We start from the raw sequence: 23,880 nt of genomic DNA, 5'->3' as shown, positions 1-23,880 counted from the left end.
GTATCTGTCCTCTTCTCTCTTTTCAGAATGCGTTGCGTTAGGAAACTGGCAGAGCGTTGCGCGCTCGCCAAGGGTCAATTGAATTGAATCGTCATGGCGGGGTCACCGCAGCGTCGACATCGGCGCGGGCGGCCTGATCCAGAATGGCCAGCCGGGCTTCGTGTTGCGCCCGGTCGATCGGGAAACGACTCAGCCAGAATGCGGCCACGATACCCAGCACCGTTATAGCGCTGCCGTACAACAGGATGATCTGGTTGAGCACCTCGATCGGCACGCTGCCGGGCACCGCATGGCTCGACAGTTGCGACGCGGCAATCACCTGCCCGCTCAGCAGGATGCCGCCGCCTGTGGCGCATTTCTGCACGAACCAGTTGCCCGAATAAAAGCTGCCTTCGGCGCGGCGTCCGGTCCGCTCCTGATAGGCTTCGACGATTTCGGCGATCATCGAACTGCCCGAAATCATCACCACCACGCCCAGCGTGTTGGCGAACAGGGTAAAGGCGTAGAACATCGCGGTCGAGGCTATCGAGCCGGCGGCTGGCCATACGCCCGCCAGGAACAGCGAATAAGGGACCAGGGTAAGGCCCACCGATCCCAGTGACCCGATGGCCGCGCTTTTCGGTTTGCCCCATCGCCGGTGCATCGGCCCGACGATGAAGAACATCAGGATCACCGAAATGAACAGGATGACCGGGTAAAGCCGCAATTCCCACGTATCGAAACGCCACACGAAGACGTTCAGATAATTCGACAACGAGAACGTCAGCCCCTGGCTGATATAGGCGGCCAGACCGCCCACGGCGAAAATCAGGAACGCGCGTTCGCTGAAGGCGTCGAAGATTTCGCCGAACGCGCCCTTCCACGTAAACGGCGGCGCCTTGACCGTGGGGTAACCCGCAACCAGGCTGTGCTGTCCCAGCGCGGACCCCAGTACCGACACCACCATCAATATCCCGCCGACGAGGCCGAACCAGAAATACCCTTCGGGACGAAGCAGCCCTTCGGCGCCCGGCATGAACACGAAATAGGCCAGCACCATCATCAGCAATCCGCCGCACCAGCCGAACAGGTAGCGGTAGCGGAACAAGGTGGTGCGTTCGTCGTAATCGGCGGTGATTTCCGGCAACAGGCTGACCGACGGGACTTCGCAGGCCGACAGTAGGACCCGCACCGAAACCGCGATGGCCAGCAATTCCCAGAACGAAGGAGTCCCGCCGCCGGGCGGATGCCACATCAGCACCCAGGCAAAGGCAAGCGGTATCGGCGCGGCATACAGCCACGGAAGGCGTCTGCCCCACCGCGTCCACGTGCGATCGGACAAATTGCCCAGCAGCGGATCGACAAACGCGTCGATCACCAGCGCCATCGCCAGCGCCAGGCTGACGAGGCCCGCATCCATGCCCAGCGCCTGGTTGTAAAAGATCAGCAGGAAGAAGCTGAAACCGGAATCCTTCACCCCGAATGCCACGGCGCCAAAGCCGTGAACCAGCTTCAAACGCTGGGGAAGGGGGCCGGAAATGAACGGCATCAGTTGGCTTGTTGCGCCTTCTTTGCCTGTTCTTCCATCGCTTCGAGCGCAGCGAACAGGCGCGGTTCCTCGGGATCCCAGCTGTGTCGCGGGCCAAGCGTGATGCCGCCATCGACGATCATCGACGCGCCGGTCATGAAACCGGCCGCATCGCTGGCGAGAAACGCCACGGCTTCGGCAATATCGATCGGCTGTCCGCCGCGCGCCACGGGCTGCGCGTTGGACGACATCTGGGCGATCGCGGCCTTGGCCATGTCTTTCATCTCGCCGGTGATTTCCAGGCTGGAGGTGAAGATGTTGGTGTTGATGAAGCCCGGCTGCACCGCGTTCACGCGAATGCCGTACTGTGCCAGGTCGGTCGCCGCGCACTTGGTCAGGTGCAGCACGCCTGCCTTGGCCACGGCATAGGCGGTAGGCGAATAGCCCGGACCGACCGCGGCCACACTGGACACGTTGACGATGCTCGCGCCCTTGCGCCCCTTCATGTGCGGCGCGGCGTAGCGGATGCCCATCGCAACCGACCGCAGCAACAGGTCCATCGTGCGGTCCCACTCGTCGGGTTCGATTTCGTCGATCGGGGGCCGCGCGCCACCGGCGCCGGCGTTGTTGAACACCACGTCGATGCCGCCGGTTTCACTGGCAGCGCGATCCATGAGCGCCTTGATTTCGGCCGGATCGCACACGTTGCATTCGGCAAATCGCACGTCGCCTTCGGTCGCGGAAGCCAGCGCCTGGCCGCCCGCTGCGTCGATGTCACTGGCGAAAACGATGGCGCCTTCGCGTGCGAAAAGCCGCGTTGCTTCTGCACCAATACCTGATGCGGCGCCGGTGATGACGACTGTCTTACCAGAGAATCGCATGCCTACTCTCTCCCCGAATTTCTCCGTCGCCAGCTTACGGGAGCATCGGCCTTCGTCAACGCATTCCGGCTGACGTTACGGCATCGAGGGGCGTTGCGTGTCCCCTTGCACCCCTGCAACGAATCACCCTAACGTAAGCGTCAACATACCGCTGTTTTAGAAGAGAGAGGATTCGACCATGCCGGATACGGACCTGGAAGCCTTCCGCACACAGACGCGGGCCTGGCTTGATGCCAACTGCCCGCCTGAAATGCGTGAACCCGTTCGCGACGAAGACGATGTCTATTGGGGCGGCCGCCGCGCCACGTTCAAGAACGATGCCCAGAAAAGCTGGTTCGAAGCCTGCGTGGCAAAGGGCTACACCGTTCCTGCGTGGCCCGTCGAATATGGCGGTGCGGGTCTGACCCCGGCGCAGGCCAAGATTCTTCGTGAAGAAATGAGCCGCATCGGCGCCCGTCCGCCGCTGTCGAGCTTCGGTATCTGGATGCTCGGCCCCGCGCTGCTCCATTTCGGCATCGAGGAACAGAAAAAGCATTTTCTTGGCCAGATCGCCCGCGGCGAAATCCGCTGGTGCCAGGGCTATTCGGAACCCGGATCGGGGTCCGACCTCGTATCCCTGCAGACATACGGCGAAGACAAGGGCGACCACTGGGTGGTCAACGGCCAGAAGATCTGGACGTCCTATGCCGACCATGCCGACTGGATTTTCTGCCTCGTCCGCACAGACAAGGCGAACAAGTACCAGGGCATCACCTTCATGCTTTACGACATGGAAAGCGAAGGCGTCAGCACCAAGCCGATCAAGCTGATCAGCGGCAACAGCCCGTTCTGCGAAACCTTCTTCGACGATGTGAAGGTGCCCAAGAGCTATGGCGAAGGCATTCCCGGCTATGTCGGTGAAATCAATCGCGGCTGGGACGTTGCCAAGTATCTGCTCGGCCACGAACGCGAGATGATCTCGGGTGCCGACAATTCGGAACGCGGTGCCGGTATCGGTGCGGCGCTTACCCGCCAGAGCGGCGGTCTCGACCCCGTCCTGCGCGCCGAAATCGCGCAGTTCGATGTCGATGCACTGGCCTATGCCGCCATGGGCGAAAAATTCCTCGATGAAATCAAGGTCGGCAAGGCGCATCCCGCCCAGCCGAACATGATGAAATACGCCGGTACCGAGTTGAACAAGCGTCGCCACGAACTGGTGATGGCCGCAGGCGGCAGCCGGGCGCTCGAATGGGACAGCGAGGAGACCGAAGGCGGCAAGCCGTCGCGCGGGTGGCTGCGCACCAAGGCGAACAGCATCGAGGGCGGAACGTCCGAAGTCATGCTGAACGTCATTTCCAAACGCATTCTCGACCTGCCGGGAGCCTGATCCATGCCGCTGTATCACAATGAAGACCAGGCGATGCTCGCCGAAACCGCCAGCCAGTTCATGGCCGAAGAAGGGGCGATCACGAAACAGCTGCGCCATTGGCGCGATCGCGAATGCAAGGATGGCTTCGGCCACGCCCTGTGGAAGCAGTTTGCCGAAATGGGTTTCACCGGCATGCTGCTGGATGAAGACGATGGCGGCCTTGGAATGGGCACTGTCGAAGCCGGCATCGTGCTGGAGGAAATTGGCCGGAACCTCACCCCGTCGCCCTTCCTCACGTCGGCCGTGCTGGCGGCAACCGCGCTCAAGCACGCTGACGCCAATTCCCGCGGGCGCTGGCTTCCGGGCCTCGTTTCGGGCGACAGTGTCTTCGCGGTCGCTGTCGACGAAGGGGGCAAGCATCGCCCCGAACGCATCAAGACCAGGGCCGAAAAATCGGGCAACGGGTTCCGCCTTTCGGGCCAGAAGGACTTCGTAGTCCAGGGCGCCAGCGCGGATATGCTGGTCGTTGCAGCGCGTACGTCCGGTAACGACGATGATGCCGAAGGCATCACCTTGTTCGCCGTGCCGAAAGATGCGGCAAACATGACCCACGATGCCGTGCGCCTCGTGGACAGCTCGATGGCAACGCACACCCGGTTTGACGGCGTGGAACTTGATGGCGATGCGGTGATCGGCGAAGTCGACGGTGGCCGCGCCATTCTCGATGCGATGCTGATGGCAGGCCGTGTCGGTGCCGCCGCCGAAGGTGCCGGCGTCGCGCGCGGCGCGATGGACATGACAATCGATTACATCAAGCAGCGCAAGCAGTTCGGCCGGTTGATCGGCGAATTCCAGGCGCTGCAGCACCGTGCGGCGCACCTGTATTCGGAAGTGGAAATCGCCCGCGCGGTGGCGATCAAGGCGGCCCAGCTGGTCGACGCTGGCAGCGAACGCGCCGATCTCATGGCTTCGGTTGCCAAGGCCAAGGTCGCCAAGACCGCCGGCCTTGCGGTGCGCGAAGGCGTGCAGATGCACGGCGGCATCGGCATGACCGACGAATACGACATCGGGCTCTTCATGAAACGCGAAAGGGCGCTGCAGGAATTCCTCGGCGACCAGTATTATCATGCCGGCCGCGTCGCCGAAATGAGCGGATACTGATCAGGAGAATATGGAAATGAACCTTCAGAACCTGTTCGGCCTCGAAGGCCGTATCGCTCTGGTCACGGGCGGCAGCCGCGGCATCGGCAAGATGATCGTCGAGGGCCTGCTCGCCGCCGGGGCGGAGCGTGTCTATATCGTTGCCCGCAAGAAGGAGCAGGTCGACGAGACCAGCGCCGAACTGGGCGACAAGGTCATCGGGCTTGTGGGCGACCTTTCGCAGATGGACGGGATCAAGCAACTCGCCGATGAACTTTCCTCGCGCGAGGACCGTCTCGATCTTCTGGTCAACAACGCCGGTGCCGCCTGGGGCGAGCCGTTCGAGGACTTCACCGAAGCCGGCTGGGACCGGACGATGGACCTGAACGTGAAGACCCCGTTCTTCCTGACGCAGAAGCTGCTGCCGCTGCTCAAGGCGGCGGGGACTAAGGAACGTCCGGCCAAGGTGCTGATGATCGCATCGATCGACGGGATGAAGACCAACCCCTGGCCGACCTACCCCTACCAGGCGTCCAAAGCGGGGTTGATCCACCTCACGCGCCGGATGGCTGCCGAACTGGTCGGCCACAACATCATCGTGAACGGCATCGGTCCGGGTGCCTTCCCCAGCGCCATGAACCGCGCGGCGCGCGACAACGCCGAAATGGTGGAGCGCGGCATTCCGTCGCGCCGTGTCGGCGTGACGGAAGACATGGCGGGCGGGGCGATCTACCTGCTCAGCCGCGCGGGCGACTATGTTGTCGGGACCACCCTCGCGATCGACGGCGGCGTGGTGAACGCCAACGTCGGTGCGGGCAATTTCGTGGATCCGGCGGGTTGATGCGGCTTGCCTGACGCCGCGGTCACCCCCGCCGAAACGGTCGCAACCGGAATTTATTTCGGGGAAGGGCCGCGTTGGCACGTGGACGATCGCGGCGGGCGGCTGTGGTTTTCGGACTTTTTCGCCCGGCGCGTTTATTCGATGGATAGCGCAGGCGCGCTGACGACCGAACTCGAACTGGACGAGGCGCCTTCGGGACTCGGCTGGATGCCCGATGGATCGCTGCTGGTGGTCAAGATGGACGCGCGCGAAGTGTGGCGCCGGTTTCCCGATGGGCGCTTCGAACGCCATGCCGATCTTGGCGGCCATTCGGCGTTCAAGTGCAACGACATGGTCGTGGACGCGCAAGGCCGCGCCTATGTCGGCAATTTCGGGTTCGATCTCGACCACGAGATCAGCGCGCGCGGTGTCGCATCGGTGCTGGCGGACCATCCGACCACGCCGATCGCGCTCGTCTATCCCGATGGCACGGTCGTTTCGGCGGCGGGCGACGAGACGTTCGGGTTCCCCAACGGATCGGTCATAAGCCCTGACGGGCGCATCTTCATCGCTGCGGAGACGCTGGCCGGACGATTGACGTCCTTTCGCATCAAGAGGGACGGCACGCTGGTGGACCGGCAGACCTGGGCGGACGTGTTGCCGCGCGTCCCCGATGGCATATGCCTCGATCAGAGCGGTGCTGTGTGGGTTGCCAACCCTACGGCTCCCGAATGCGTGCGTTATGCGAAGGGCGGGGCCATTCTCGAAACGGTCAGCACCGGCAATCTCAACGCCTATGCCTGCATGTTGGGCGGCGAAGACGGGCGCGATCTCTTCGTGTGCGTCGCGCCGACATCCGCGGCGAGCGAAGCGGCAGTCGAAGCGCGCGGCCAGATCATGCGCGCCCGGGTCGAAGTTGCCCGGGCCGGCAAGCCCTAGCTCATCAATTCGCGCACGAACGGGATCAGTCCTGTCTGGCGCTGGCGCTTCATGCGTTCGGCGTCGAGGATTTCGCGGACCTTGGCGAAACAGGCACCCACGTCGTCGTTGATTACCACATAATCATACGCGTCCCAGTGGCTGATTTCCGCCCGGGCGCGCTCCATGCGGCTTTCGATGACATCGCTGGGATCGGTGGCCCGGCTTTCCAGCCGGCGTTGAAGTTCGCTGATGCTGGGCGGCAGGATGAACACGCGCACCACGTCCTGCTGGTCCTTCTGGTAGAGCTGCTGGGTTCCCTGCCAGTCGATATCGAACAGAAAATCCTGCCCTTCTTTCAACGCGTTGCGAATGGCGCCCTTGGGCGTGCCATAGCGGTGGCCGAACACGTGGGCCCATTCATAGAAATCGTCTTCCTCGACCATCCGGTCGAAGGTCGCGTCGTCGACGAAGGTATAGTGAACACCGTCGATTTCCCCCGGCCGCGGCGGGCGGGTCGTGACGCTGACCGACAGCTTGATTTCAGCATCCGCGTCCAGCAGCATTCGGCTGATCGTGGTCTTTCCAGCCCCGCTGGGCGAAGAAAGGATGAACATCAGGCCCCGGCGGGCAAGCTTGTCTGTGGGGGTCAAGGATTCGGCCATGAGCGCTGTTGCCGCATGGCGGGGTGCCAAATCAAGTCCGCGCAGGCGGTAAACGTCAGATTGCCTAGTCCGGGTCCGCCTGCTTGCGGAGCGATTTCCTGCCCGCATTGCGAGCCTTGCGGCGTGACTGGCTGCGATCGAAAAGCACCTTCACCGCAAGTCCGGCGCCAACCACCAGCGCTCCCGGCACCGATTTCGTCGCCATCTTGGTGACCCCGTAGGCGGCGAGCGTTTCGACGAGCGAGCGGTTTTCGACTGCGTCCTTGGCGAAACTCTTGCCGTACTGGCGGCCCAGCAGGGCCTTTTCCACCGTCATGCGTGACAGGCGGCCTGCGCTGCGCAGCAGAATGTCGTGAATCATCAGATTGGTTGCCGGGTTCGGGCTGGGCCCGGGCACTTCGTTCGCAACAGACGGCTTGCTGTCGGTTAACCGCTCGAGCGCCTTGCCCGCACGGTCGGTGATATGCGTCGCCTCGCGGCTTTTCTTGGCCATTATCTGCCCCCGGAATGCCGCGGGGCCGGGCCCCTGCGGTTTACTTCTTGCGGCCGAAATCGACCGTGACGACATTGGAACCGTCGTCTGCACCCTTAACGTCCCCATCGTCGCCCTGTTCCGTCCCGTCGTTTTCGGGATGTTCGGTCGAAGCGGGCGCCATGTCGGCCACGGTGGCCTGGAACTGCAAACCGAAATCGACGGCGGGATCGACGAATTGCGTGATCGCGGCATAGGGAATGTCGAGTTCGGCAGGCACCTGGTTGAACGACAATCCCACGGAAAATCCGTCTTCGCGCACGTTCAGGCCCCAGAACTTGTTCTGCAGGACGATCGTCATCTCGTCGGGGAAGCGTTCGCGCAGGCTGGCCGGGATGGTCACGCCGGGCGCATGGGTCTTGAAGGTGATGTAGAAATGGTGGGCGCCGGGCAATTCGCCGCCGCCGTCCTCGATTTCGCCAAGCACGCGGCCGACCACGGCACGCAGGGCCTCCTGCACAATGGAGTCGTAAGGGATCAGGCTATCGGGCGCATCGTCGCTCATGGGGGCCTAGGTGTATCCGCATGTGCCTTGGGTCAAGCGCTTTAAGCTACTCTTTACCCTGTAAGCAGGTTCAATTTCTTGCGCCACGCGGCGCTTGGCCTATAGGCCGTCGCCATGCGCACAGGCCGGATCGAACGCAACACAGCGGAAACAAAGATTCTCGTCGAGGTCAATCTCGACGGGACAGGCAAATACGATGTCGCCACCGGCATCGGTTTTCTCGATCATATGGTCGAACAGTTCGCCAAGCATTCGCTGATCGACGTCACCATGAAAGTCGATGGCGACCTGCACGTCGACCAGCACCACACCACCGAAGACAGCGCGCTGGCGCTGGGCCAGGCCCTTTCCGCCGCGCTCGGCGACAAGGGCGGGATCGCCCGTTACGGAAGCGCCTATTCGCCGATGGACGAAACGCTGGCGCGTGTGGCGCTCGATATTTCGGGGCGGCCGTATATCGTCTGGCGGGCCGGTTTCAGCCAGGAACGACTGGGCGAATGGGACACCGAACTGATCGAACACTGGTTCCATTCGGTTGCGCAGACGTGCGGCCTGACGCTGCATGTCGAACTGCTGTACGGCACCAACAACCACCACATTTGCGAAGCGATCTATAAGGGTTTCGCGCGCGCCATGCGGTCTGCGGTGGAAATCGATCCGCGCAAGGGCGGGGCAATCCCCAGCACCAAGGGGCAACTCGGTGGCTGAGGTGGTCGCTCTCGTCGATTACGGCGCGGGCAATCTGCATTCCGTCGAGAACGCGCTGCGGCGGGTCGGGGCCGAAGTGAAGGTCACCGCCGATCCCGATGTGCTGCGTGCCGCCGACCGGATAGTGTTGCCCGGCGTCGGCAGTTTCGGAGCCTGTGCTGCGGGTCTGCGCGCCGAAAAAGGCGTGATCGAGGCGATGCGCGAGCGCGTGTTCGTGGGCGGGGCTCCGTTTCTCGGTATCTGCGTCGGCATGCAATTGCTCGCCACGCGGGGGCTGGAGCATGGCGAAACCCCGGGGCTGGACTGGATCGCGGGCGAAGTGCGGCTGATCACGCCGACCGATACCACCGTGAAAGTGCCGCACATGGGCTGGAACGACGTGGCGCTTACGCCGCACGCACGCGATCATGACGTGGTCGAGGAAGGCGAGGCGTATTTCCTCCATTCCTACCACTTCCACGCCGCCAGCGGACGCGATATCCTGGCGATGACCGATCATGGCGGCGGACTGGTCGCGGCGGTCGGGCGCGACAATGTTCTGGGTGTCCAGTTCCATCCCGAAAAAAGCCAGCATTACGGGCTTGCCCTCCTCAGCCGCTTTCTGGAGTGGAAACCATGATCGTATTTCCCGCAATCGACCTGAAGGGCGGCCAGGTGGTGCGTCTTGCCGAAGGCGATATGGACCGCGCCACGGTTTACGGGGACGATCCGGCCCAGCAGGCCGTCGCCTTCGCGCAGGCGGGTGCCCAGCACCTGCATGTTGTCGATCTTGACGGCGCCTTTGCAGGCGAAAGCCGCAACCGCGAGGCGGTGGAAGCGATCGTCGAGGAATTTCCCGGCTACGTCCAACTGGGCGGCGGCATCCGCACGCCCGAGGCGGTGGAGGGCTGGTTCAACCTTGGCGTGGCGCGCATCGTGATCGGGTCCGCGGCGCTCAAGAATCCGCAATTCGTAAAGGACATGGCGCGCGAATTCGAAGGCGGCATCGTCGTTGCCGTGGATGCGCGCGACGGCATGGTCGCAACCGAAGGCTGGGCCGAGGTGTCCAACGTAACCGTGGTGGACATGGCCCGCCGGTTCGAGGACGCCGGAGTTGCCAGCCTGCTGTTCACCGATATCGGCCGCGACGGACTGCTCAAGGGCGTGAACATCGAAGCGACCGTGGACCTGGCGCGGCGCGTGGACATTCCCGTGATCGCCAGCGGCGGGGTGAAGGGGCTGGACGACATTCATGTCCTCACCCTCCACACGAATGACGGGATCGAAGGCGTGATTACCGGCCGCGCCCTGTATGACGGGCGGCTCGACCTCGCGGCGGCTCTGGCAATGGCCAGCCGGTGATGCCCGAATGACCGTCCGTATCCGCGTCATTCCCTGCCTCGATGTGCGCGATGGGCGCGTGGTGAAGGGCGTCAATTTCGTCGACCTTAAGGATGCGGGCGATCCGGTCGAACAGGCGCAGGCGTATGACCGTGCCGGCGCGGACGAACTGTGCTTTCTCGATATTTCCGCCAGCCATGAAGGGCGCGGCACCTTGCTCGACATGGTTCGCCGTACGGCAGAGGTGTGTTTCATGCCGCTGACCGTGGGCGGCGGGGTCCGCAGTGTGGAGGACGCGCGCGCGCTGTTGCTGGCAGGCGCGGACAAGGTGGCGGTCAATTCCGCCGCGGTCGACCGGCCCGAACTCGTTCGCGAGATCGCGGAGAAATTCGGCAGCCAATGCGTCGTTGCCAGCGTCGATGCCCGCGCGAAAACCAAGGGCGGGGGCTTTCGCGGCTGGGAAATCTATACCCATGGCGGGCGCAAGCCGACCGGCATCGATGCCATCGAACACGCGGTGCGCCTTGCCGACCTTGGCGCAGGCGAACTTCTGGTCACCTCGATGGACGGTGACGGAACCAAGGCCGGCTACGATCTGGAACTGACCCGCGCGATTGCCGACAGTGTGCCCGTTCCCGTCATTGCCAGCGGCGGCGTCGGTACGCTCGATCATCTCGTCGAAGGTGTGACCAAAGGCCATGCCAGTGCCGTTCTGGCCGCGTCGATCTTCCATTTTGGCGAACATACCATTTCGCAGGCCCATGCCGCGCTTCGCGCCGCGGGGTTGCCCGCGCGCGGCTGAAAGCGTGCGTCCCGCAATGGGACGCCGATGATGCGGACACTGCGGGTCGCCCTGCGCGGTGCCATGGCGCCAGCATGTCGAGCCAGGTCATATCGCTTTCCGCCCAATTTGCCGACATGGGCGGACCTGCGGGCCTTGCTGCGCGGCTGTCGGAACCCAGTGGCCTGGTGCTGATCGGGGTTGCCCTGGCGGGCATCATCGTTGGCCGCTTCCTGATCAACCGCGACCACGATTGATTGACGCCGCTCGGGCGCCGCGTGCATAGCGCGGCCCATGGACACACTCGCCCGCCTCGAAGCCACCATCGCCGCCCGCAAAGGGGCTGACCCCTCGAGCAGCTATGTTGCGCAGCTCAACCATCGCGGCCTGCCGGTGATCGCCCGCAAGCTGGGCGAAGAAGCGGTCGAAGCCGTGGTCGCCGCACTTGGCGATGACCGCGAGGACATGGTCGGCGAAGCGGCCGATGTCCTGTTTCACTTGATGGTGCTGCTGGCCGCCAAAGGCGTATCGCTCGACGAGGTTCTGGCCGAACTCGACCGCCGCGAAGGCACCTCCGGCATCGACGAAAAAGCATCGAGGAGCGCGTAATGCCGATCGACCCGACCCAGCCGTATGACGACACCAACATTTTCGCGAAGATCCTGCGCGGGGAAATCCCCTCGAACAAGGTCTATGAAGACGAATGGGCCTTCGCGTTCGAGGATATCAATCCGCAGGCGGAAATTCACACGCTGGTGATCCCCAAGGGGCGTTACGTCAGCTGGGACGATTTCAGCACCAAGGCCGGGGCGGAAGAAATCGCCGGTTTCATCCGCGCGGTGGGCCAGGTGGCGCGCGACAAGGGGCTAGTCGAGCCGGGTTACCGGATGATGGCGAACATCGGCGCCCATGGCGGACAGGAAGTGCCGCACCTGCACGTCCATATCTTCGGCGGGCAGCCGCTCGGCCCCATGATCCTGCGCCGCTGATCGCTGGATTACCTCACTTCGTCGTTTCGCGTTGCGGCGCGACTCCACGGTCGGCTAAGGGCCGACGCATCACATGACCATGCCCAATCCCCCTGACGGAGTGCTCGACGGTAGCCGCCACCTTTACGCGGTGCGTGTCTATTACGAGGACACCGACCTGTCGGGCATCACCTATCATGCCAATTACCTGCGCTGGTTCGAACGCGCGCGATCCGACCTTTTGCGCCGTCTGGAAATCGACCAGCGCGCCGCGATCGAAGCGGGCGAAGGCGCGTATGCCGTATCCGAACTTACGCTCAAATATCTTCGTCCGGCCAGGCTCGACGATGACGTGCTGATCGAAACCCGCTGCACCGAACTGGGTGCGGCGTCTTGCCGGATGCACCAGAAGGCGTATCGCGGCGACGACCTGCTGGCCGAGGCACATTTGCGCGTCGGCTTCGTTTCACCGGAAGGCCGGCCCCGTCGCCAGCCTCCAGAATGGCGCGCGGCCTTTGCGCGCTTTGCTGACCAAGGGAACACATGAGCGCACTTACCCTCCTTGCCGCTGCGGCGCCGACACGGCTCGATCCGGTCCGCCTGTTCCTCGATGCGGACATCGTCGTCCAGCTGGTCATGACCGGCCTGTTGCTGGCCAGCGTCTGGGTGTGGATGATCATCGTCAGCTTCAGCCTGAGGATGGCCAAGCTGCGCCGCCAGACGATCGCGTATGAAAGCGAATTCTGGCAGGCGGAAAGCTTCGACCGGTTTGCATCCGAACGCGGCAAGAAGGATATTCCGGCGGCACGCGTGGCGCAGGCCGCGGTTTCCGAATGGAGGCGTTCGACGAAGGGCGAAGTGCGCGACGCCGAAGCCCTGCGGGGCCGCATCGCGGGCGCCATGGACAGCCAGATCGCGCTTGAGGCGGACGATATCGCCGAACGGCTCAACTTCCTCGCCACGGTCGGATCGGTGGCACCTTTCGTGGGCCTGTTCGGCACCGTCTGGGGCATCATGAACAGCTTCTTCCAGATCGGCGCCCAGGAAAGTTCGTCGCTTGCCGTGGTCGCGCCGGGCATCTCCGAAGCGCTGTTCGCCACCGCCATCGGCCTGTTCGCGGCCATTCCTGCCGTGATCGCCTTCAACCGGTTCAGCCACCGGGTCGACCGTTACGAGGCGCGTCTCCAGCGGTTCGCCGACAAGCTGCACGCCAATTTCAGCCGCCAGCTGGAAACGCGCTGATGGCGATGGGTCTTGCATCGGGCGGGGCGCGCGGCAGGTCCCGGCGCGGGGCGAGACGGCGCCCGATGTCCGAAATCAACGTGACGCCGTTCGTGGATGTCATGCTGGTGCTGCTGATCATCTTCATGGTGACCGCGCCATTGCTGACCGCAGGGGTCCCGATCAACCTGCCCGACAGCCGTGCCGCCGCCCTGCCGCAGGAAGCCGAGCAGATCACGCTCAGCATCGATGAGGCAGGCTATGTCTACATCGACGACGAGCGGGTGCCCGTTGGCGGGTTGCCGCAGGCGCTGGCAAACCTGCCGCGTACCGGCGACGGTCCGGACATCACCCTGCGCGCCGATCGCGGGCTGGATTACGGCCGGGTCATGGCCGTCATGGGCGAACTCAACCGTGCCGGGCTCAATCGCATATCGCTGGTGACCGGCAGCGGTTCCGGCGCAGCACCAGTCAACAACAGTTCATCTGACGAATCATAGCGCGGTGGCCATGGGAGCAGCAGCCTTGCGGACAGAGGAAAGGGTGGGCCTGTTGGTCGCCGCGATCCTGCATCTGGTCCTGTTCGGCGTGCTCCTGCTTCAGCCGTCGGATCGCGAAGCTATCCCCCAGCCGCAGCGGATGACGGTCAATCTGGCCGAAGATGTCGGGATGGAAGCGACCGCGCCCGATCCCGTGCCGGAAAGCCGCGCGGCCACCGCGCCGACATTGTCCGACGCCCCGGCGCCTGCACCCCAGCTGGAACAACCCGCGCCGCGCGAGATCACCCCGCCTCAACCGCGCGTGCAGACACCAGTGCCCGCGCCGACCGCGCGCCCCGATACGCGCGAGCGTCGCCGGCCCGATCCGCCCCGCACGCAGCCGCAGCAACGCCGGTCCGAACGTACGGGCGGTTCGCGCTTGAGCGACAATTTCCTCGAAGGCGCGGGCGGCAGCACGACCACGGACGAAACCCGCGTCCCGGCCTCGCAGATTGGCGCCAGCGCGAAAGCCTCGCTCGTCCAGGCCATCGCACGCGAGATCAAGCCCCACTGGCAACCGCCCAGCGGGCCCGACGTGGAACGGATCACCACCTATTTGCGGTTCCGCCTCAATCCCGACGGATCGCTTGCCGGTGCGCCCAGCATCGTGCGCCAGACCGGGGTCAGCGATACCAATCGCGCCCAGGCCGGGCGTCATGGCGAACAGGCCATTCGCGCCGTGCAACTGGCTGCCCCATTCGACTTGCCGGATGAATATTACGAAGCCTGGAAGGTGGTTGGACCCTTCGGCTTCGACTGGAGACTAGCACAATGAAATATGTTCTTTTCGCATCGTTCGCCCTGATCGCATCGCCGGTCGCCGCCCAAAACCAGGATCTTGGCCAGCCGGTTCCCGAAGGCGGTGAAGTCGAAACCGTCGAGGAGAGCGAGGGCCTTACCGGTTCGGTCAGTTTCGAAGGCAATCTCGACGATCTTGGAATTGCCATCCCCGGTTTCGCCACGGACGCCGATGTTTCGACGCCCGCCCATTCCAACGGGACAGCGGCGTTGGGCAAGGAACTGGCGCGGGTCATCACGGCGGATCTTCGCAACAACGGCTTGTTCAAACCCACGGGTCCGGATTCGCTTCCCCAGCCGCGCTTCGGCGAAATCACCGATCCCGCTTATTCCACATGGTCCAATCGCGGCGCGGAAATGCTCGTCCACGGCTATGTGCGCGCGCGCAGCGACAACAAGCTGACGGTCGGGTGCTATCTCTACGACATGGCGCTGCAACAGCAGCTCGTACGCGAAGGCTGGGTGGTTCAGCCCGCCGACTGGCGCCGCGCGGCCCACAAGTGCGCCGACCTGATCTATTCGCGCCTGTCCGGCGAAAGCCCGTTTTTCGACAGCCGTATCGCCTATATCGCGGAAACGGGTCCGAAAGATAACCGGACCAAGCGGCTCGCCATCATGGACAGCGACGGGGCCAACCACCGCTTCATCACGACAGGGCAGTCCACTGCGCTCACCCCGCGGTATTCGCCCGACTACAAGAAGCTCGTCTATCTGAGCTATGTCGACGGCAACCCGCGCATTTACGTCTACGATATCGGAACGGGCCGCCAGACGCTCATCTCGCAAAGTTCGAACCCGACCTTTGCCCCGCGGTGGAGCCCGGATGGACGCTCCATTCTCTATTCGATGGCGGTCAACGGCAACACGGACATCTACCGCGTGTCGGCATCGGGCGGTGAAAGCCGGCGGCTCACCGATACGCCGGGCATCGACATCGGCGGGTCGTATTCCCCCGACGGCAGCCAGATCGTGTTCGAAAGCGACCGGTCCGGCAGCCAGCAGATTTATATCATGAACGCCGACGGTTCGAACCAGCGCCGCCTGTCGTTCTTCGGTGGCAGGGCGGCGACACCGGAATGGAGCCCCCGCGGCGACCAGATCGCGTTCACCCACATCGCGGGCAATTTCAACGTTGCCGTGATGAGCCCCAGCGGACGGGGAATGCGCAGCCTGACGCGCGGCTGGCAGGACGAAGCGCCGACATGGGCGCCCAACGGCCGCATCATTCAGTTCTTCCGTACGGAGCGCAACACTGGCAAGACGTCGCTGTGGCAGGTCGACCTGACAGGCGAGAACGAACGCAGCCTGCCCACTCCGGTCGATGCATCGGATCCGGCGTGGGGACCGATCCTGCCGTGAATGCATTGAATACTACAGGGGGCCGATTTCGGGGGGCAAGCCGACTTCACCACGCTGTATATAAGGGGACAGCATTATGAATACCCGTATTGCAACAAGCCTGATGCTTGCATCGACCATCGCCCTGGCGGCGTGCGCCAAGAAGGCACCCGAGGAACTGCCGCCGCCTCCGACGGAAACGACAACGCAGGTGCCCGACGAAGTTTATGCCGGTGCCGGCGTCGGTACGCAGCAGCATTTCTCCGAAGCAGTGGGCGTGGCCAACACCACCGTCTATTTCGACACCGATCGCTACAACATCGATTCCGAAGATTCGGCCAAGCTGCAGACGCAGGCCCAGTATTTCAGCCAGTATCCCACGCTGAACTTCACCATCGAAGGTCACGCCGACGAACGCGGCACGCGCGATTACAACCTCGCGCTGGGCGAACGGCGGGCCAATGCGGCGAAGAATTACCTGGTGTCGGTTGGCATTCCGGCCAGCCGCATCCGCACGGTCAGCTACGGCAAGGAACGCCCGGTTGCTCTGGGCTCGAACGAAGCCGCCTGGGCGCAGAACCGCCGCGCCGCCACCATCGTCATCAACTGACAAAAAAAGGGCTCCCGCAGCGCGGGAGCCCACCAATCGGTCACCCTGTTGGGGGGAGGGTCAGCGACCGATGGATACCGAATAGAGCGAAGCGCCGACCTCATTGTGACCGGGAAGTTCGGCACGAGTGCCGCCCACGCTCACGGCAAGGGCGAAAAACGCGGTCAGGATCACACTGATCGATGCGGACAGGTTTAGCTGCTTGCTCATTTCTCTTCTCTCGGCCAGCGCCTTAGCGCCGAATCGTCAACCAATAGTTGCAATGCAACATTTCAGATTGCAACTGGTTCCCTATCCTTGCGCTGAGCGCCACTACGCCTAGATTGACCGCCATGCCCGCCCGACAAACGACATTAGCCGCCCATGCCTAAGCCACGGCGTTCGAACGACTGGGGCTTCCCCAGATGGCGAGGATACGAATCCGCGCGCGAGGCGGCGCGGGTGCGCCTGTGCGACCGGCACGGTTGCGAAGAGCCCGGCGATTGCCCTGCGCCCAAAGCGCCCAACAGCCCGGACCGTTGGTATTTCTGCCAGAAGCATGCCGCCGAATACAATTCCAAGTGGGATTATTTCGAAGGTCTGGACAAGGCGGAAAAGGAAGAGCGCGCCAAGGCGGAACGCAGCGAAAACGCCGGTTATGCCGAAGCGCAGCATTACGGCTGGGCCGGCAGCGGGGACGGATCGCGCAGCGCGGACGAAATGCGCGCGCTGGAAATTCTCGAACTCGAAGCCGATGCCGAATTTGCGGCGGTGAAGAAGGCGTGGCGCGAAAAGGCCAAGACCGTCCACCCCGATGTCAAACCGGGCGACAAGGACGCTGCTGCCGAATTCCAGAAATTCCAGGTCGCTTACGAAGTGCTCAAATCGGCCGAGGAACGGCGCGAGTGGAAGGGCTAGGCCGCACGTAGCCTTGCGGCCACCGCCTTCGCCACGCGATCACCCAGGTCCGGTCCCTGGACGGGATACAGATAGGGTTCGATCATTTCCGCTTCCATCACGGCCAGCTCGCCGCCTGGCAGGCGGGCCATGTCGATCCGGCAATACAGCACGCTGTCGAAGGGAAGGGCGGCGACCACGGCCGTCGCGGTGGCGAGATCCTGTGCCGATGGCGAATAGCCGCATTCGAAGCCGCCATAGAGCGACTGGATGCGATATTCCCCCTGCGCGGCGCGTTTCAGCACCCCGTGCGAAAATTCGCGGTCGACAAAGACAAAGGTGTATTCGCCTTCGTCGACGACACTGGGAAGAAAGGGCTGGACCATGCAGGCCCGGCCCATGTGCCAGCCTGCATCGGGCAGGTCTTCGCGGGTGAAGCTGTGCTGGCCGAACCCGCCGGCCCCGACCAGCCGCTTCACCACCACCCGATCGGTTCCGAAATGGTCCATCGCAGCCACGACATCCTCGCGGCCGGCATCATCCAGCCACAGCGTGGGAACAATGGTCGCACCGCGCGCCGCAAGGTCATTCAGATAGGCTTTTTCCGCGTTCCACCGGACCACTTCGGGCGGATTGCACACGGCAATGCCGCGGCGTTCCAGAGCGTCCAGCCTGGCCAGAAATTCGTCCGGATGATCCTGATAGTCCCACGCCGTGCCGAGGAGGACGAGCGCCATCCCGTCAAACGCGCCAAGCGGCGCGCGCCAATCGATTTCAATCAGATCGAGACCAGCGTCTGCGAACGCCGGACGCAGCGCGGCAATCTCGAGGTCGTGCTCGAACGCATCGCCGCGCCGTTCGTCCACGCTGCCTTGTTCCGGCGGCAACGTGTCGGCGCACGCCAGAAATCCGATACGGGTCACACCGCCCCCAGCGCCTGGTCGAAATCGGCGATCAGATCGTCCGCATCCTCGATGCCGATGCTGATGCGGATAAGGTTATCGCCGATGCCGAGCGCGGCCTTGCGTTCGTCGGGAACCGACAGGTGCGTCATCGATGCCGGGTGGCTCGCCAAGGTTTCGGTCCCGCCGAGGCTGACGGCAAGCTTGGCGATCTTGAGGCTGTCGAGGAAGCGGAAGCATTCCGCCTCGCCGCCCTTGAGCAGCAGCGAGAAGGTCGAACCGGCGCCAAGGCAATGCCTGTCGTAGATGTCCTTTTGGCGGGTATCCTTGATCATGCCGAGATAGCCGAGGCCTTCGACCTTGGGATGCGCAGCCAGAAACTCGCACACCTTGGCCGCATTTTCGCCTGCGCGCTGCATCCGCAGTTCGACCGTTTCAAGGCTGCGGCACAGCATCCATGCCGTGTTCGGATCGCAAATCCCGCCCATCGTGTTGCGGAGCATCCGCACCGGGTCCATCCACTTCTTCGCGCCGGCGATGGAGCCTGCAACAAGGTCGGAATGCCCACCGACATATTTGGTCAGCGAATAGACGACGATATCGGCCCCCTGATCCAGCGGGCGCTGCCACAGCGGCCCGAGGAAGGTGTTGTCGATGGCGATCGGGCAGTCGGCGCCAAGCGCGGCGTCACGCGCGGCGCGCACCGCCTCGACATCGACCAGCGCGTTGGTCGGGTTCCCCGGGCTTTCGAGGTAGATCATGCAGACCTTGCCGCCGTTGCCGGCAGCCTGCGTCCTGGCCTTGGCCAGAACCGCGTCGATCTGTTCGCGGGTCGCGCCCGCGGGGAAATCGACATAGGTCACCCCGAACTTGCTCAGCCATTTGGCGATGAACCCTTCCGACGCGGCATAGAGCGGCCCGGAATGGACGATCACGTCCCCTTGCGCCGCATAGGTCAGCAGCAGCACGCAGATGGCGGTCATGCCGCTGGAAAAGCTCAGCGCGTCTTCGGCCCCGTCCCAGATCGACAGGCGATCTTCGAGGATTTCCTGATTGGGCGCGTTGAACCGCGAATAGACCAGTCCGTCCGCCCCGCCGGGACGCTTGCCGGTGATGCCTTCGAAATGGCGCTTGCCGTCGGCCGCGCTGGGGAAGGCAAAGGTGCTGGTGAGAAAAATCGGCGCTTTCAGGCTGCCTTCGGATAGAACGGGGTCATATCCGTGGCCCATCATCAAGGTGCTGGGCTTGAGGGGGCGGCCGTTGATTTTCGTGACGTCGCTCATGGGGCGAGCATCCTTCCTGCATAACACTCCCAGGAAGGCGGGAGCCGGTGGGGCCTCCGGCGGCGCCCGTCCCTAACCTCCGCAGGAACGCCTCTCCGACCGGACCGATCATTGCGCGACCGATTACGTAGCGGCGCGCGAGTTTTCAAGCGATCAGCGTGTTCATTCCCCAAACCACTGCAACGATCATCACGATCCCGAACAGGTCCAGCAACAGGCCCGCCTTGACCATGCGTTCGATGCGGATGCGCCCGGTGGACCAGGCGATGGCGTTCGGTCCGGTACCCGCCGGAAGCATGAAGCCCCAGCTTGCCGCCAGCGCGGCCGGCATTGCGAGCAGCACCGGATCGACGCCAAGGGCCACCACGAGGCTGGCGACAACCGGGATGATGCCGCTGGCGGTGGCCACGTTGCTGGCAAATTCGGTGATCAGCACCACCATGGCGACAACCGCGATGGCGACCAGCACCAACGGCCACGCTTCGAGCGGAAGCAGCGCCTGACCCAGCCAGTCGGCCAGGCCGCTGGCCGCCATCCCCGCCGCCAGCGCCAGGCCGCCGCCAAACATCATGATGACGCCCCACGGCGCACGATCGGCTTCTTCCCATGTCAGCAGAGGGCGGCCGGTCCCGTCGGGCAGGAGGAACAGGGTAAGGCCCATCAGGATGGCGATGGTCCCATCGGTCAACGACCCTTCGGGAAGGTAGGGCGCGATCCACATCTGCCCCATCCACAGCAGGAAGGTGACCGCCACCACGGGAACAAGCCGCCGCTCCGCGCTCGACCAGGCCGAATGGGTGTCGATGGCGGTGCGCGCCGCAGCCGTGTCAAAGGGCCTTGAAGCAACTTTCTGCACGCGCGCCACCAGATAGGCGGCAAGCGGCACCCCGAGCACGACCACCGGCAGCCCATAGAAGGCCCACTGCGCAAAGGTGATCCGCGTTCCCGTCAGCGTGTCGAGCAGGCCGACCGCAATGGCGTTGGTGGGCGATCCGACAAGTGTGCCAAGCCCACCGATGCTGGCGGCAAAGGCGATGCCCATCGGCAAGGCACCGGCCAGGCCTTCGGTATCGCCGTCCTGCGAACCCCCGCCACGCAGCACCGCAAGCGCCATCGGCATCATGATGAGCGCGGTCGAAGTGTTGGAAATGAGCATCGACAGGATCGCGGCCGTGCCCATGAAGGCCAGCAGCACGCCCGTCTGTCCGCCGCGCGATCCGACCATGCGCAACAGGGCGAGCGCCAGCCTCCGGTGCAGTCCGGTACGCTCGATCGCCAGGGCGATGAACGCCCCGCCCAGGATCAAGAACAGGATGGGCGAATAATAGGCAGAGGCGGTTTCCTTTGCCGTCAGGACTCCGGCAAACGGCAGCACCAGGAACGGCATCAGCGCGGTGGCCGTCAGCGGCAGGGCTTCGGTCATCCACCAGGCGGCCATCAGCGCGACCAGCCCTGCCGTCACGAACGCTTCGCGAGGCATCCCGGCGGGTGGCTGCACCACGCACGCCAACAGCAGCGCCAGTGCGCCGAGAATGAACCCGATCCGTTTGGCCGTCATGATGGCATCGCCCCTCTCTTGGCCCGTGCTACCAGCGGGCCGAGCCCAGGGCAACGTGGGCACTTGCCGTTCCTGCGGACTCGGCATACCCGTAGTGTGTTATTCGAATCATACAGGAGAATTGCCGTGGTCCGATCGTTTGCACTTCTGGCGGCGGTATCGCTCGTCGCCATCGCAGTGCCCGCCTCCGCACAGTCGCACGAAGGCCATGCCGCCGCCGAGCAGGTGGACATCAAGACCTACACCGCCGAGCAGTTCTTTCAGTCGACGTCCTATTCGGTCGGTTCGCCGGAAGGCTTCAATTTTTCGCCCGATGGCCGGTTCGTGCTGGTCAACAGCGATGCGACCGGTGTGTTCAACGCCTATCTGATGCCTGTCGATGGCGGCACCCCGGTGCCCCTCACCGCTTCTGCTGACGATGCGACCTACGGGGCCAGCTTCTTTCCCGGCGATGGCCGCCTGTTGTTCACGGCGGACAATGGCGGCGACGAACTCAACCACCTGTTCGTGCGCGAAGAAGACGGCACGGTGTGCGACCTTTCACCCGGAGAGAAGGTCAAGGCGGGTTTCGCAGGGTGGAGCGATGACGGCCAGACCTTCTTCGCCACGACCAACGAACGCGATCCGGCTGCGTTCGATCTCTATGCCTATGACGCCGCGACATACGAACGCCGCCGCCTGTTCACCAACGAAGGTGCCTTCAGTGTGGATGCGGTATCCGGCGATGGGCGCTGGGTCGCCCTGTCGAAAGCCAATTCGAGCGCGGACAGCGACCTTTATTTGGTCGACCTTGCCGCCGACGAACCCGCACCGCGGCTTGTCACCCCCCATGAAGGCAACGTCAGCTACGGCGCATACACATTCAACCGCGACAACGACGCGCTGGTCTACGCCACGGACGAACATGGCGAATTCAACCAGGCGTGGAGCCTCGATCTTCTGGACGGTGAACGGGCCGCGGTGATCGAGGCCGGCTGGGACGTTGCCTTCGTGCAATTTTCGCCGTCGGGCCGATACCGGGTCAGCGGCATCAACGCCGATGCGCTGACCGAGGTGGAAATTTTCGACGATGTCACGCAGAAGACCGTCACGCTTAAGGGTTTGCCCGAGGCAAGCCTGGGAAGCATCCGGTTCGACGCCGATGAAAAGCGTATCGCCTTCACCGTTTCGTCCGATACCTCGCCGGTCGATATCTACGTGGCCGACCTGGGCAACGGGCAGGCCACCCGCCTGACAACCGCGCTCAATCCGGCGATCGACGAAAGCGATCTGGTGACCTCCACGGTCGCGCGGTTCAAAAGCTACGACGGGCTGGAAATACCCGGCATCCTGTTCCGCCCCCACGGGGCAAGCGCGGATAAGCCAGTGCCCGCGGTCGTTCTGGTCCACGGCGGGCCGGGCGGGCAGAGCACGCGCGGTTACAGCGCGATGATCCAGCACCTCGTCAACAACGGATATGCCGTTTACGCGATCAACAACCGCGGCTCGTCCGGTTACGGAAAGACCTTCTTCCATCTCGACGACAAAAGGCATGGCGATGTCGATCTGAAGGATGTCGTCGCATCGAAGGGCTTTCTCCAGGGCCTGGACTGGGTGGCCAACGATCGCATCGCCATCATGGGCGGGTCCTACGGCGGTTACATGGTGGCCGCGGCGCTGGCGTTTCATCCCGAGGTCTTCGATGCGGGGGTGAACATCTTCGGGGTGACCAACTGGGTGCGCACGCTGAAGTCGATCCCGCCATGGTGGGGCAGCTTCCGCGATGCCCTGTACGATGAAATGGGCGACCCGGAAACGGACGAGACCCGCCACCGCGCGATTTCGCCGCTGTTTCATGCATCCAACATCGTCAAGCCGCTGCTGGTGGTCCAGGGGGCCAACGATCCCCGCGTCCTGCAGGTCGAAAGCGACGAGCTGGTTGCCGCGGTGAAGGCCAACAACGTGCCGGTCGAATACGTGCTTTTTCCCGACGAAGGGCACGGCTTCCGGGGCAAGACCAACCGCATCACGGCGTCCGAAGCCTATCTGGAGTTCCTCGACGAACATATCGGCCGCTGAACCGCCGGCTGTGCGCCAACGAAAAGGGGGCGAGCCACGCGGCTCGCCCCCTTTTTGGGTCTGGATGATGGGTCGTCGCCTTACTTGGGCGAGAGCACCATCAGCATCTGGCGCCCTTCGAGGCGTGGGAAGCTTTCGACCTTGGCGATTTCCTCGACATCGTCACGGACGCGGTTGAGAAGATCCAGGCCAAGCTGCTGGTGGGCCATTTCGCGACCGCGGAAACGCAAGGTGCACTTCACCTTGTCGCCCTGTTCGATGAACTTGACCACGTTGCGCATCTTCACTTCGTAGTCGTGGACATCGATGTTCGGACGCATCTTCACTTCCTTGATGTCCTGCGTCTTCTGCGTCTTGCGCGCGAGGTTCGCCTTCTTCTGCGCCTCGTAGCGATATTTGCCGACATCGAGGAACTTTGCCACCGGCGGGTCCGCATTGGGGGACACTTCAACGAGGTTGAGGCCGAGTTCGTTGGCCTGTTCCATCGCTTCGCGGGTGAACATCACACCAAGGTTTTCGCCTTCGTGATCGATCACGCGAACCTTGGGCGATTGAATGAAATTGTCAAAGCGCGGGCCGCTTTTCACGGGCATTTGCATGCTGC

29 protein-coding genes are annotated in these 23,880 nt (G+C 63.6%); 19 read left to right on the top strand and 10 right to left on the bottom strand.

Translation table 11 applies throughout. The annotated features are described in order from the left end of the window. Positions 1-91: 91 nt before the first annotated feature. Both VR863_RS10910 and VR863_RS10905 read right to left on the bottom strand, forming a co-directional pair. Positions 92-1,528 carry an MFS transporter gene (locus tag VR863_RS10910; protein ID WP_324828494.1) on the bottom strand — a complete coding sequence of 479 codons (1,437 nt, stop codon included), beginning with the start codon at positions 1,526-1,528 and terminating at the stop codon, positions 92-94. Next, positions 1,528-2,388, bottom strand: a complete 861-nt coding sequence (locus VR863_RS10905) for an SDR family NAD(P)-dependent oxidoreductase (protein WP_324828493.1) — start codon at positions 2,386-2,388, stop codon at positions 1,528-1,530. Before VR863_RS10905 ends, VR863_RS10910 begins: the two co-directional genes overlap by 1 nt. 178 nt (positions 2,389-2,566) lie before the next feature. On the opposite strand from VR863_RS10905, the gene VR863_RS10900 reads away from it, so the two are divergent. Genes VR863_RS10900 through VR863_RS10885 form a run of 4 tightly spaced genes read left to right on the top strand, consistent with a single transcriptional unit; the run spans position 2,567 to position 6,635 of the window. Then, positions 2,567-3,754 carry an acyl-CoA dehydrogenase family protein gene (locus VR863_RS10900; protein ID WP_324828492.1) on the top strand — a complete coding sequence of 396 codons (1,188 nt, stop codon included), beginning with the start codon at positions 2,567-2,569 and terminating at the stop codon, positions 3,752-3,754. Positions 3,755-3,757: 3 nt separating this feature from the next. After that, on the top strand, positions 3,758-4,897 hold the full coding sequence (locus tag VR863_RS10895; RefSeq protein WP_324828491.1) for an acyl-CoA dehydrogenase family protein: 1,140 nt from the start codon (positions 3,758-3,760) through the stop codon (positions 4,895-4,897). Positions 4,898-4,913: 16 nt separating this feature from the next. Further along, positions 4,914-5,717 (top strand): SDR family NAD(P)-dependent oxidoreductase, encoded by an 804-nt coding sequence (locus tag VR863_RS10890; RefSeq protein ID WP_324828490.1) that lies wholly within the window; start codon positions 4,914-4,916, stop codon positions 5,715-5,717. Between the two features lie 6 nt (positions 5,718-5,723). After that, positions 5,724-6,635: an SMP-30/gluconolactonase/LRE family protein gene (locus tag VR863_RS10885; protein ID WP_324828489.1), complete on the top strand. Its 912-nt coding sequence runs from the start codon at positions 5,724-5,726 to the stop codon at positions 6,633-6,635. Here the strand turns inward: VR863_RS10885 and gmk are convergent. The 3 genes from gmk to VR863_RS10870 form a co-directional block, all read right to left on the bottom strand. Further along, on the bottom strand, positions 6,632-7,279 hold the full coding sequence (gene gmk / locus VR863_RS10880; RefSeq protein WP_324828488.1) for a guanylate kinase: 648 nt from the start codon (positions 7,277-7,279) through the stop codon (positions 6,632-6,634). The genes VR863_RS10885 and gmk overlap by 4 nt on opposite strands. Positions 7,280-7,343: 64 nt before the next feature. Continuing rightward, positions 7,344-7,772 carry a hypothetical protein gene (locus tag VR863_RS10875; protein WP_324828487.1) on the bottom strand — a complete coding sequence of 143 codons (429 nt, stop codon included), beginning with the start codon at positions 7,770-7,772 and terminating at the stop codon, positions 7,344-7,346. A gap of 40 nt (positions 7,773-7,812) precedes the next feature. Beyond that, a complete protein-coding gene (locus VR863_RS10870) occupies positions 7,813-8,316 on the bottom strand; it encodes an SspB family protein (RefSeq protein WP_324828486.1) in 504 nt (167 codons plus the stop codon). A gap of 114 nt (positions 8,317-8,430) precedes the next feature. On the opposite strand from VR863_RS10870, the gene hisB reads away from it, so the two are divergent. The 13 genes from hisB to pal all read left to right on the top strand — a co-directional run bounded on the left by hisB (position 8,431) and on the right by pal (position 16,599). Beyond that, on the top strand, positions 8,431-9,024 hold the full coding sequence (gene hisB / locus VR863_RS10865) for an imidazoleglycerol-phosphate dehydratase HisB (RefSeq protein WP_324828485.1): 594 nt from the start codon (positions 8,431-8,433) through the stop codon (positions 9,022-9,024). After that, complete coding sequence (gene hisH, locus VR863_RS10860) at positions 9,017-9,643, top strand: imidazole glycerol phosphate synthase subunit HisH (RefSeq protein WP_324828484.1); 627 nt, start codon at positions 9,017-9,019, stop codon at positions 9,641-9,643. The genes hisB and hisH overlap by 8 nt, the downstream gene beginning before the upstream one ends. Next, positions 9,640-10,365: a 1-(5-phosphoribosyl)-5-[(5-phosphoribosylamino)methylideneamino]imidazole-4-carboxamide isomerase gene (gene hisA / locus VR863_RS10855; protein WP_324828483.1), complete on the top strand. Its 726-nt coding sequence runs from the start codon at positions 9,640-9,642 to the stop codon at positions 10,363-10,365. The genes hisH and hisA overlap by 4 nt, the downstream gene beginning before the upstream one ends. A 7-nt stretch (positions 10,366-10,372) precedes the next feature. Continuing rightward, positions 10,373-11,146 carry an imidazole glycerol phosphate synthase subunit HisF gene (hisF, locus tag VR863_RS10850; protein WP_324828482.1) on the top strand — a complete coding sequence of 258 codons (774 nt, stop codon included), beginning with the start codon at positions 10,373-10,375 and terminating at the stop codon, positions 11,144-11,146. A 74-nt stretch (positions 11,147-11,220) separates the two neighbouring features. Next, positions 11,221-11,382, top strand: coding sequence for a hypothetical protein (locus VR863_RS10845; protein ID WP_324828481.1), 162 nt, complete (start codon positions 11,221-11,223; stop codon positions 11,380-11,382). 37 nt (positions 11,383-11,419) lie between these two features. Further along, a complete protein-coding gene (locus VR863_RS10840) occupies positions 11,420-11,734 on the top strand; it encodes a phosphoribosyl-ATP diphosphatase (protein ID WP_324828480.1) in 315 nt (104 codons plus the stop codon). Next, a complete protein-coding gene (locus VR863_RS10835; protein WP_324828479.1) occupies positions 11,734-12,114 on the top strand; it encodes a histidine triad nucleotide-binding protein in 381 nt (126 codons plus the stop codon). Before VR863_RS10840 ends, VR863_RS10835 begins: the two co-directional genes overlap by 1 nt. 73 nt (positions 12,115-12,187) lie before the next feature. Then, positions 12,188-12,640 (top strand): YbgC/FadM family acyl-CoA thioesterase, encoded by a 453-nt coding sequence (locus VR863_RS10830; protein ID WP_324828478.1) that lies wholly within the window; start codon positions 12,188-12,190, stop codon positions 12,638-12,640. Then, a complete protein-coding gene (gene tolQ / locus VR863_RS10825; protein WP_324828477.1) occupies positions 12,637-13,335 on the top strand; it encodes a protein TolQ in 699 nt (232 codons plus the stop codon). The genes VR863_RS10830 and tolQ overlap by 4 nt, the downstream gene beginning before the upstream one ends. Continuing rightward, entirely contained in the window at positions 13,335-13,814 is a 480-nt protein-coding gene (locus VR863_RS10820; protein WP_324828476.1) for an ExbD/TolR family protein, read from the top strand. Before tolQ ends, VR863_RS10820 begins: the two co-directional genes overlap by 1 nt. Before the next feature lie 10 nt (positions 13,815-13,824). Further along, positions 13,825-14,628 (top strand): energy transducer TonB, encoded by an 804-nt coding sequence (locus VR863_RS10815; RefSeq protein WP_324828475.1) that lies wholly within the window; start codon positions 13,825-13,827, stop codon positions 14,626-14,628. Next, entirely contained in the window at positions 14,625-16,010 is a 1,386-nt protein-coding gene (gene tolB / locus VR863_RS10810) for a Tol-Pal system beta propeller repeat protein TolB (protein ID WP_324828474.1), read from the top strand. The genes VR863_RS10815 and tolB overlap by 4 nt, the downstream gene beginning before the upstream one ends. 76 nt (positions 16,011-16,086) lie before the next feature. Continuing rightward, on the top strand, positions 16,087-16,599 hold the full coding sequence (gene pal, locus VR863_RS10805; RefSeq protein WP_324828473.1) for a peptidoglycan-associated lipoprotein Pal: 513 nt from the start codon (positions 16,087-16,089) through the stop codon (positions 16,597-16,599). Positions 16,600-16,659: 60 nt separating this feature from the next. On the opposite strand, the gene VR863_RS10800 is transcribed toward pal, so the two are convergent. Next, complete coding sequence (locus tag VR863_RS10800) at positions 16,660-16,809, bottom strand: hypothetical protein (RefSeq protein WP_324828472.1); 150 nt, start codon at positions 16,807-16,809, stop codon at positions 16,660-16,662. A gap of 153 nt (positions 16,810-16,962) precedes the next feature. Here VR863_RS10800 and VR863_RS10795 point away from each other — a divergent pair, with 153 nt between their 5' ends. Next, positions 16,963-17,496: a J domain-containing protein gene (locus tag VR863_RS10795; protein ID WP_324828471.1), complete on the top strand. Its 534-nt coding sequence runs from the start codon at positions 16,963-16,965 to the stop codon at positions 17,494-17,496. Here the strand turns inward: VR863_RS10795 and VR863_RS10790 are convergent. The 3 genes from VR863_RS10790 to VR863_RS10780 form a co-directional block, all read right to left on the bottom strand. Beyond that, positions 17,493-18,398 (bottom strand): ATP-grasp domain-containing protein, encoded by a 906-nt coding sequence (locus tag VR863_RS10790; protein WP_324828470.1) that lies wholly within the window; start codon positions 18,396-18,398, stop codon positions 17,493-17,495. The two genes, VR863_RS10795 and VR863_RS10790, sit on opposite strands and share 4 nt — an antisense overlap. Then, complete coding sequence (locus VR863_RS10785) at positions 18,395-19,660, bottom strand: cystathionine gamma-synthase family protein (protein WP_324828469.1); 1,266 nt, start codon at positions 19,658-19,660, stop codon at positions 18,395-18,397. Before VR863_RS10785 ends, VR863_RS10790 begins: the two co-directional genes overlap by 4 nt. Before the next feature lie 145 nt (positions 19,661-19,805). Continuing rightward, entirely contained in the window at positions 19,806-21,218 is a 1,413-nt protein-coding gene (locus tag VR863_RS10780; protein ID WP_324828468.1) for an SLC13 family permease, read from the bottom strand. 126 nt (positions 21,219-21,344) lie between these two features. Between VR863_RS10780 and VR863_RS10775 the strand changes: the two genes are divergently transcribed. Then, complete coding sequence (locus tag VR863_RS10775; RefSeq protein ID WP_324828467.1) at positions 21,345-23,276, top strand: S9 family peptidase; 1,932 nt, start codon at positions 21,345-21,347, stop codon at positions 23,274-23,276. 80 nt (positions 23,277-23,356) lie between these two features. Here the strand turns inward: VR863_RS10775 and infC are convergent, their stop codons facing one another. Continuing rightward, positions 23,357-23,875 carry a translation initiation factor IF-3 gene (gene infC, locus VR863_RS10770; RefSeq protein ID WP_324828466.1) on the bottom strand — a complete coding sequence of 173 codons (519 nt, stop codon included), beginning with the start codon at positions 23,873-23,875 and terminating at the stop codon, positions 23,357-23,359. Positions 23,876-23,880: the final 5 nt, after the last annotated feature.

It is taken from the genome of Qipengyuania zhejiangensis (assembly GCF_035607565.1).
In the GTDB taxonomy this organism is placed as follows: domain Bacteria; phylum Pseudomonadota; class Alphaproteobacteria; order Sphingomonadales; family Sphingomonadaceae; genus Qipengyuania; species Qipengyuania zhejiangensis.
Note: the sequence above shows the minus strand (reverse complement) of the source record. Positions and strands in the feature narration are given on the sequence as shown.

What these genes read in the sequence shown, in the direction of transcription:
- VR863_RS10910 (WP_324828494.1), bottom strand. Translation starts at nt 1,528, where the DNA reads ATGCCGTTCATTTCCGGCCCCCTTCCCCAGCGTTTGAAGCTGGTTCAC.
- VR863_RS10905 (WP_324828493.1), bottom strand. Translation starts at nt 2,388, where the DNA reads ATGCGATTCTCTGGTAAGACAGTCGTCATCACCGGCGCCGCATCAGGT.
- VR863_RS10900 (WP_324828492.1), top strand. Translation starts at nt 2,567, where the DNA reads ATGCCGGATACGGACCTGGAAGCCTTCCGCACACAGACGCGGGCCTGG.
- VR863_RS10895 (WP_324828491.1), top strand. Translation starts at nt 3,758, where the DNA reads ATGCCGCTGTATCACAATGAAGACCAGGCGATGCTCGCCGAAACCGCC.
- VR863_RS10890 (WP_324828490.1), top strand. Translation starts at nt 4,914, where the DNA reads ATGAACCTTCAGAACCTGTTCGGCCTCGAAGGCCGTATCGCTCTGGTC.
- gmk (WP_324828488.1), bottom strand. Translation starts at nt 7,279, where the DNA reads ATGGCCGAATCCTTGACCCCCACAGACAAGCTTGCCCGCCGGGGCCTG.
- VR863_RS10875 (WP_324828487.1), bottom strand. Translation starts at nt 7,772, where the DNA reads ATGGCCAAGAAAAGCCGCGAGGCGACGCATATCACCGACCGTGCGGGC.
- VR863_RS10870 (WP_324828486.1), bottom strand. Translation starts at nt 8,316, where the DNA reads ATGAGCGACGATGCGCCCGATAGCCTGATCCCTTACGACTCCATTGTG.
- hisB (WP_324828485.1), top strand. Translation starts at nt 8,431, where the DNA reads ATGCGCACAGGCCGGATCGAACGCAACACAGCGGAAACAAAGATTCTC.
- hisA (WP_324828483.1), top strand. Translation starts at nt 9,640, where the DNA reads ATGATCGTATTTCCCGCAATCGACCTGAAGGGCGGCCAGGTGGTGCGT.
- hisF (WP_324828482.1), top strand. Translation starts at nt 10,373, where the DNA reads ATGACCGTCCGTATCCGCGTCATTCCCTGCCTCGATGTGCGCGATGGG.
- VR863_RS10845 (WP_324828481.1), top strand. Translation starts at nt 11,221, where the DNA reads ATGTCGAGCCAGGTCATATCGCTTTCCGCCCAATTTGCCGACATGGGC.
- VR863_RS10840 (WP_324828480.1), top strand. Translation starts at nt 11,420, where the DNA reads ATGGACACACTCGCCCGCCTCGAAGCCACCATCGCCGCCCGCAAAGGG.
- VR863_RS10835 (WP_324828479.1), top strand. Translation starts at nt 11,734, where the DNA reads ATGCCGATCGACCCGACCCAGCCGTATGACGACACCAACATTTTCGCG.
- VR863_RS10830 (WP_324828478.1), top strand. Translation starts at nt 12,188, where the DNA reads ATGACCATGCCCAATCCCCCTGACGGAGTGCTCGACGGTAGCCGCCAC.
- tolQ (WP_324828477.1), top strand. Translation starts at nt 12,637, where the DNA reads ATGAGCGCACTTACCCTCCTTGCCGCTGCGGCGCCGACACGGCTCGAT.
- VR863_RS10820 (WP_324828476.1), top strand. Translation starts at nt 13,335, where the DNA reads ATGGCGATGGGTCTTGCATCGGGCGGGGCGCGCGGCAGGTCCCGGCGC.
- VR863_RS10815 (WP_324828475.1), top strand. Translation starts at nt 13,825, where the DNA reads ATGGGAGCAGCAGCCTTGCGGACAGAGGAAAGGGTGGGCCTGTTGGTC.
- tolB (WP_324828474.1), top strand. Translation starts at nt 14,625, where the DNA reads ATGAAATATGTTCTTTTCGCATCGTTCGCCCTGATCGCATCGCCGGTC.
- pal (WP_324828473.1), top strand. Translation starts at nt 16,087, where the DNA reads ATGAATACCCGTATTGCAACAAGCCTGATGCTTGCATCGACCATCGCC.
- VR863_RS10800 (WP_324828472.1), bottom strand. Translation starts at nt 16,809, where the DNA reads ATGAGCAAGCAGCTAAACCTGTCCGCATCGATCAGTGTGATCCTGACC.
- VR863_RS10795 (WP_324828471.1), top strand. Translation starts at nt 16,963, where the DNA reads ATGCCTAAGCCACGGCGTTCGAACGACTGGGGCTTCCCCAGATGGCGA.
- VR863_RS10785 (WP_324828469.1), bottom strand. Translation starts at nt 19,660, where the DNA reads ATGAGCGACGTCACGAAAATCAACGGCCGCCCCCTCAAGCCCAGCACC.
- VR863_RS10780 (WP_324828468.1), bottom strand. Translation starts at nt 21,218, where the DNA reads ATGACGGCCAAACGGATCGGGTTCATTCTCGGCGCACTGGCGCTGCTG.
- infC (WP_324828466.1), bottom strand. Translation starts at nt 23,875, where the DNA reads ATGCAAATGCCCGTGAAAAGCGGCCCGCGCTTTGACAATTTCATTCAA.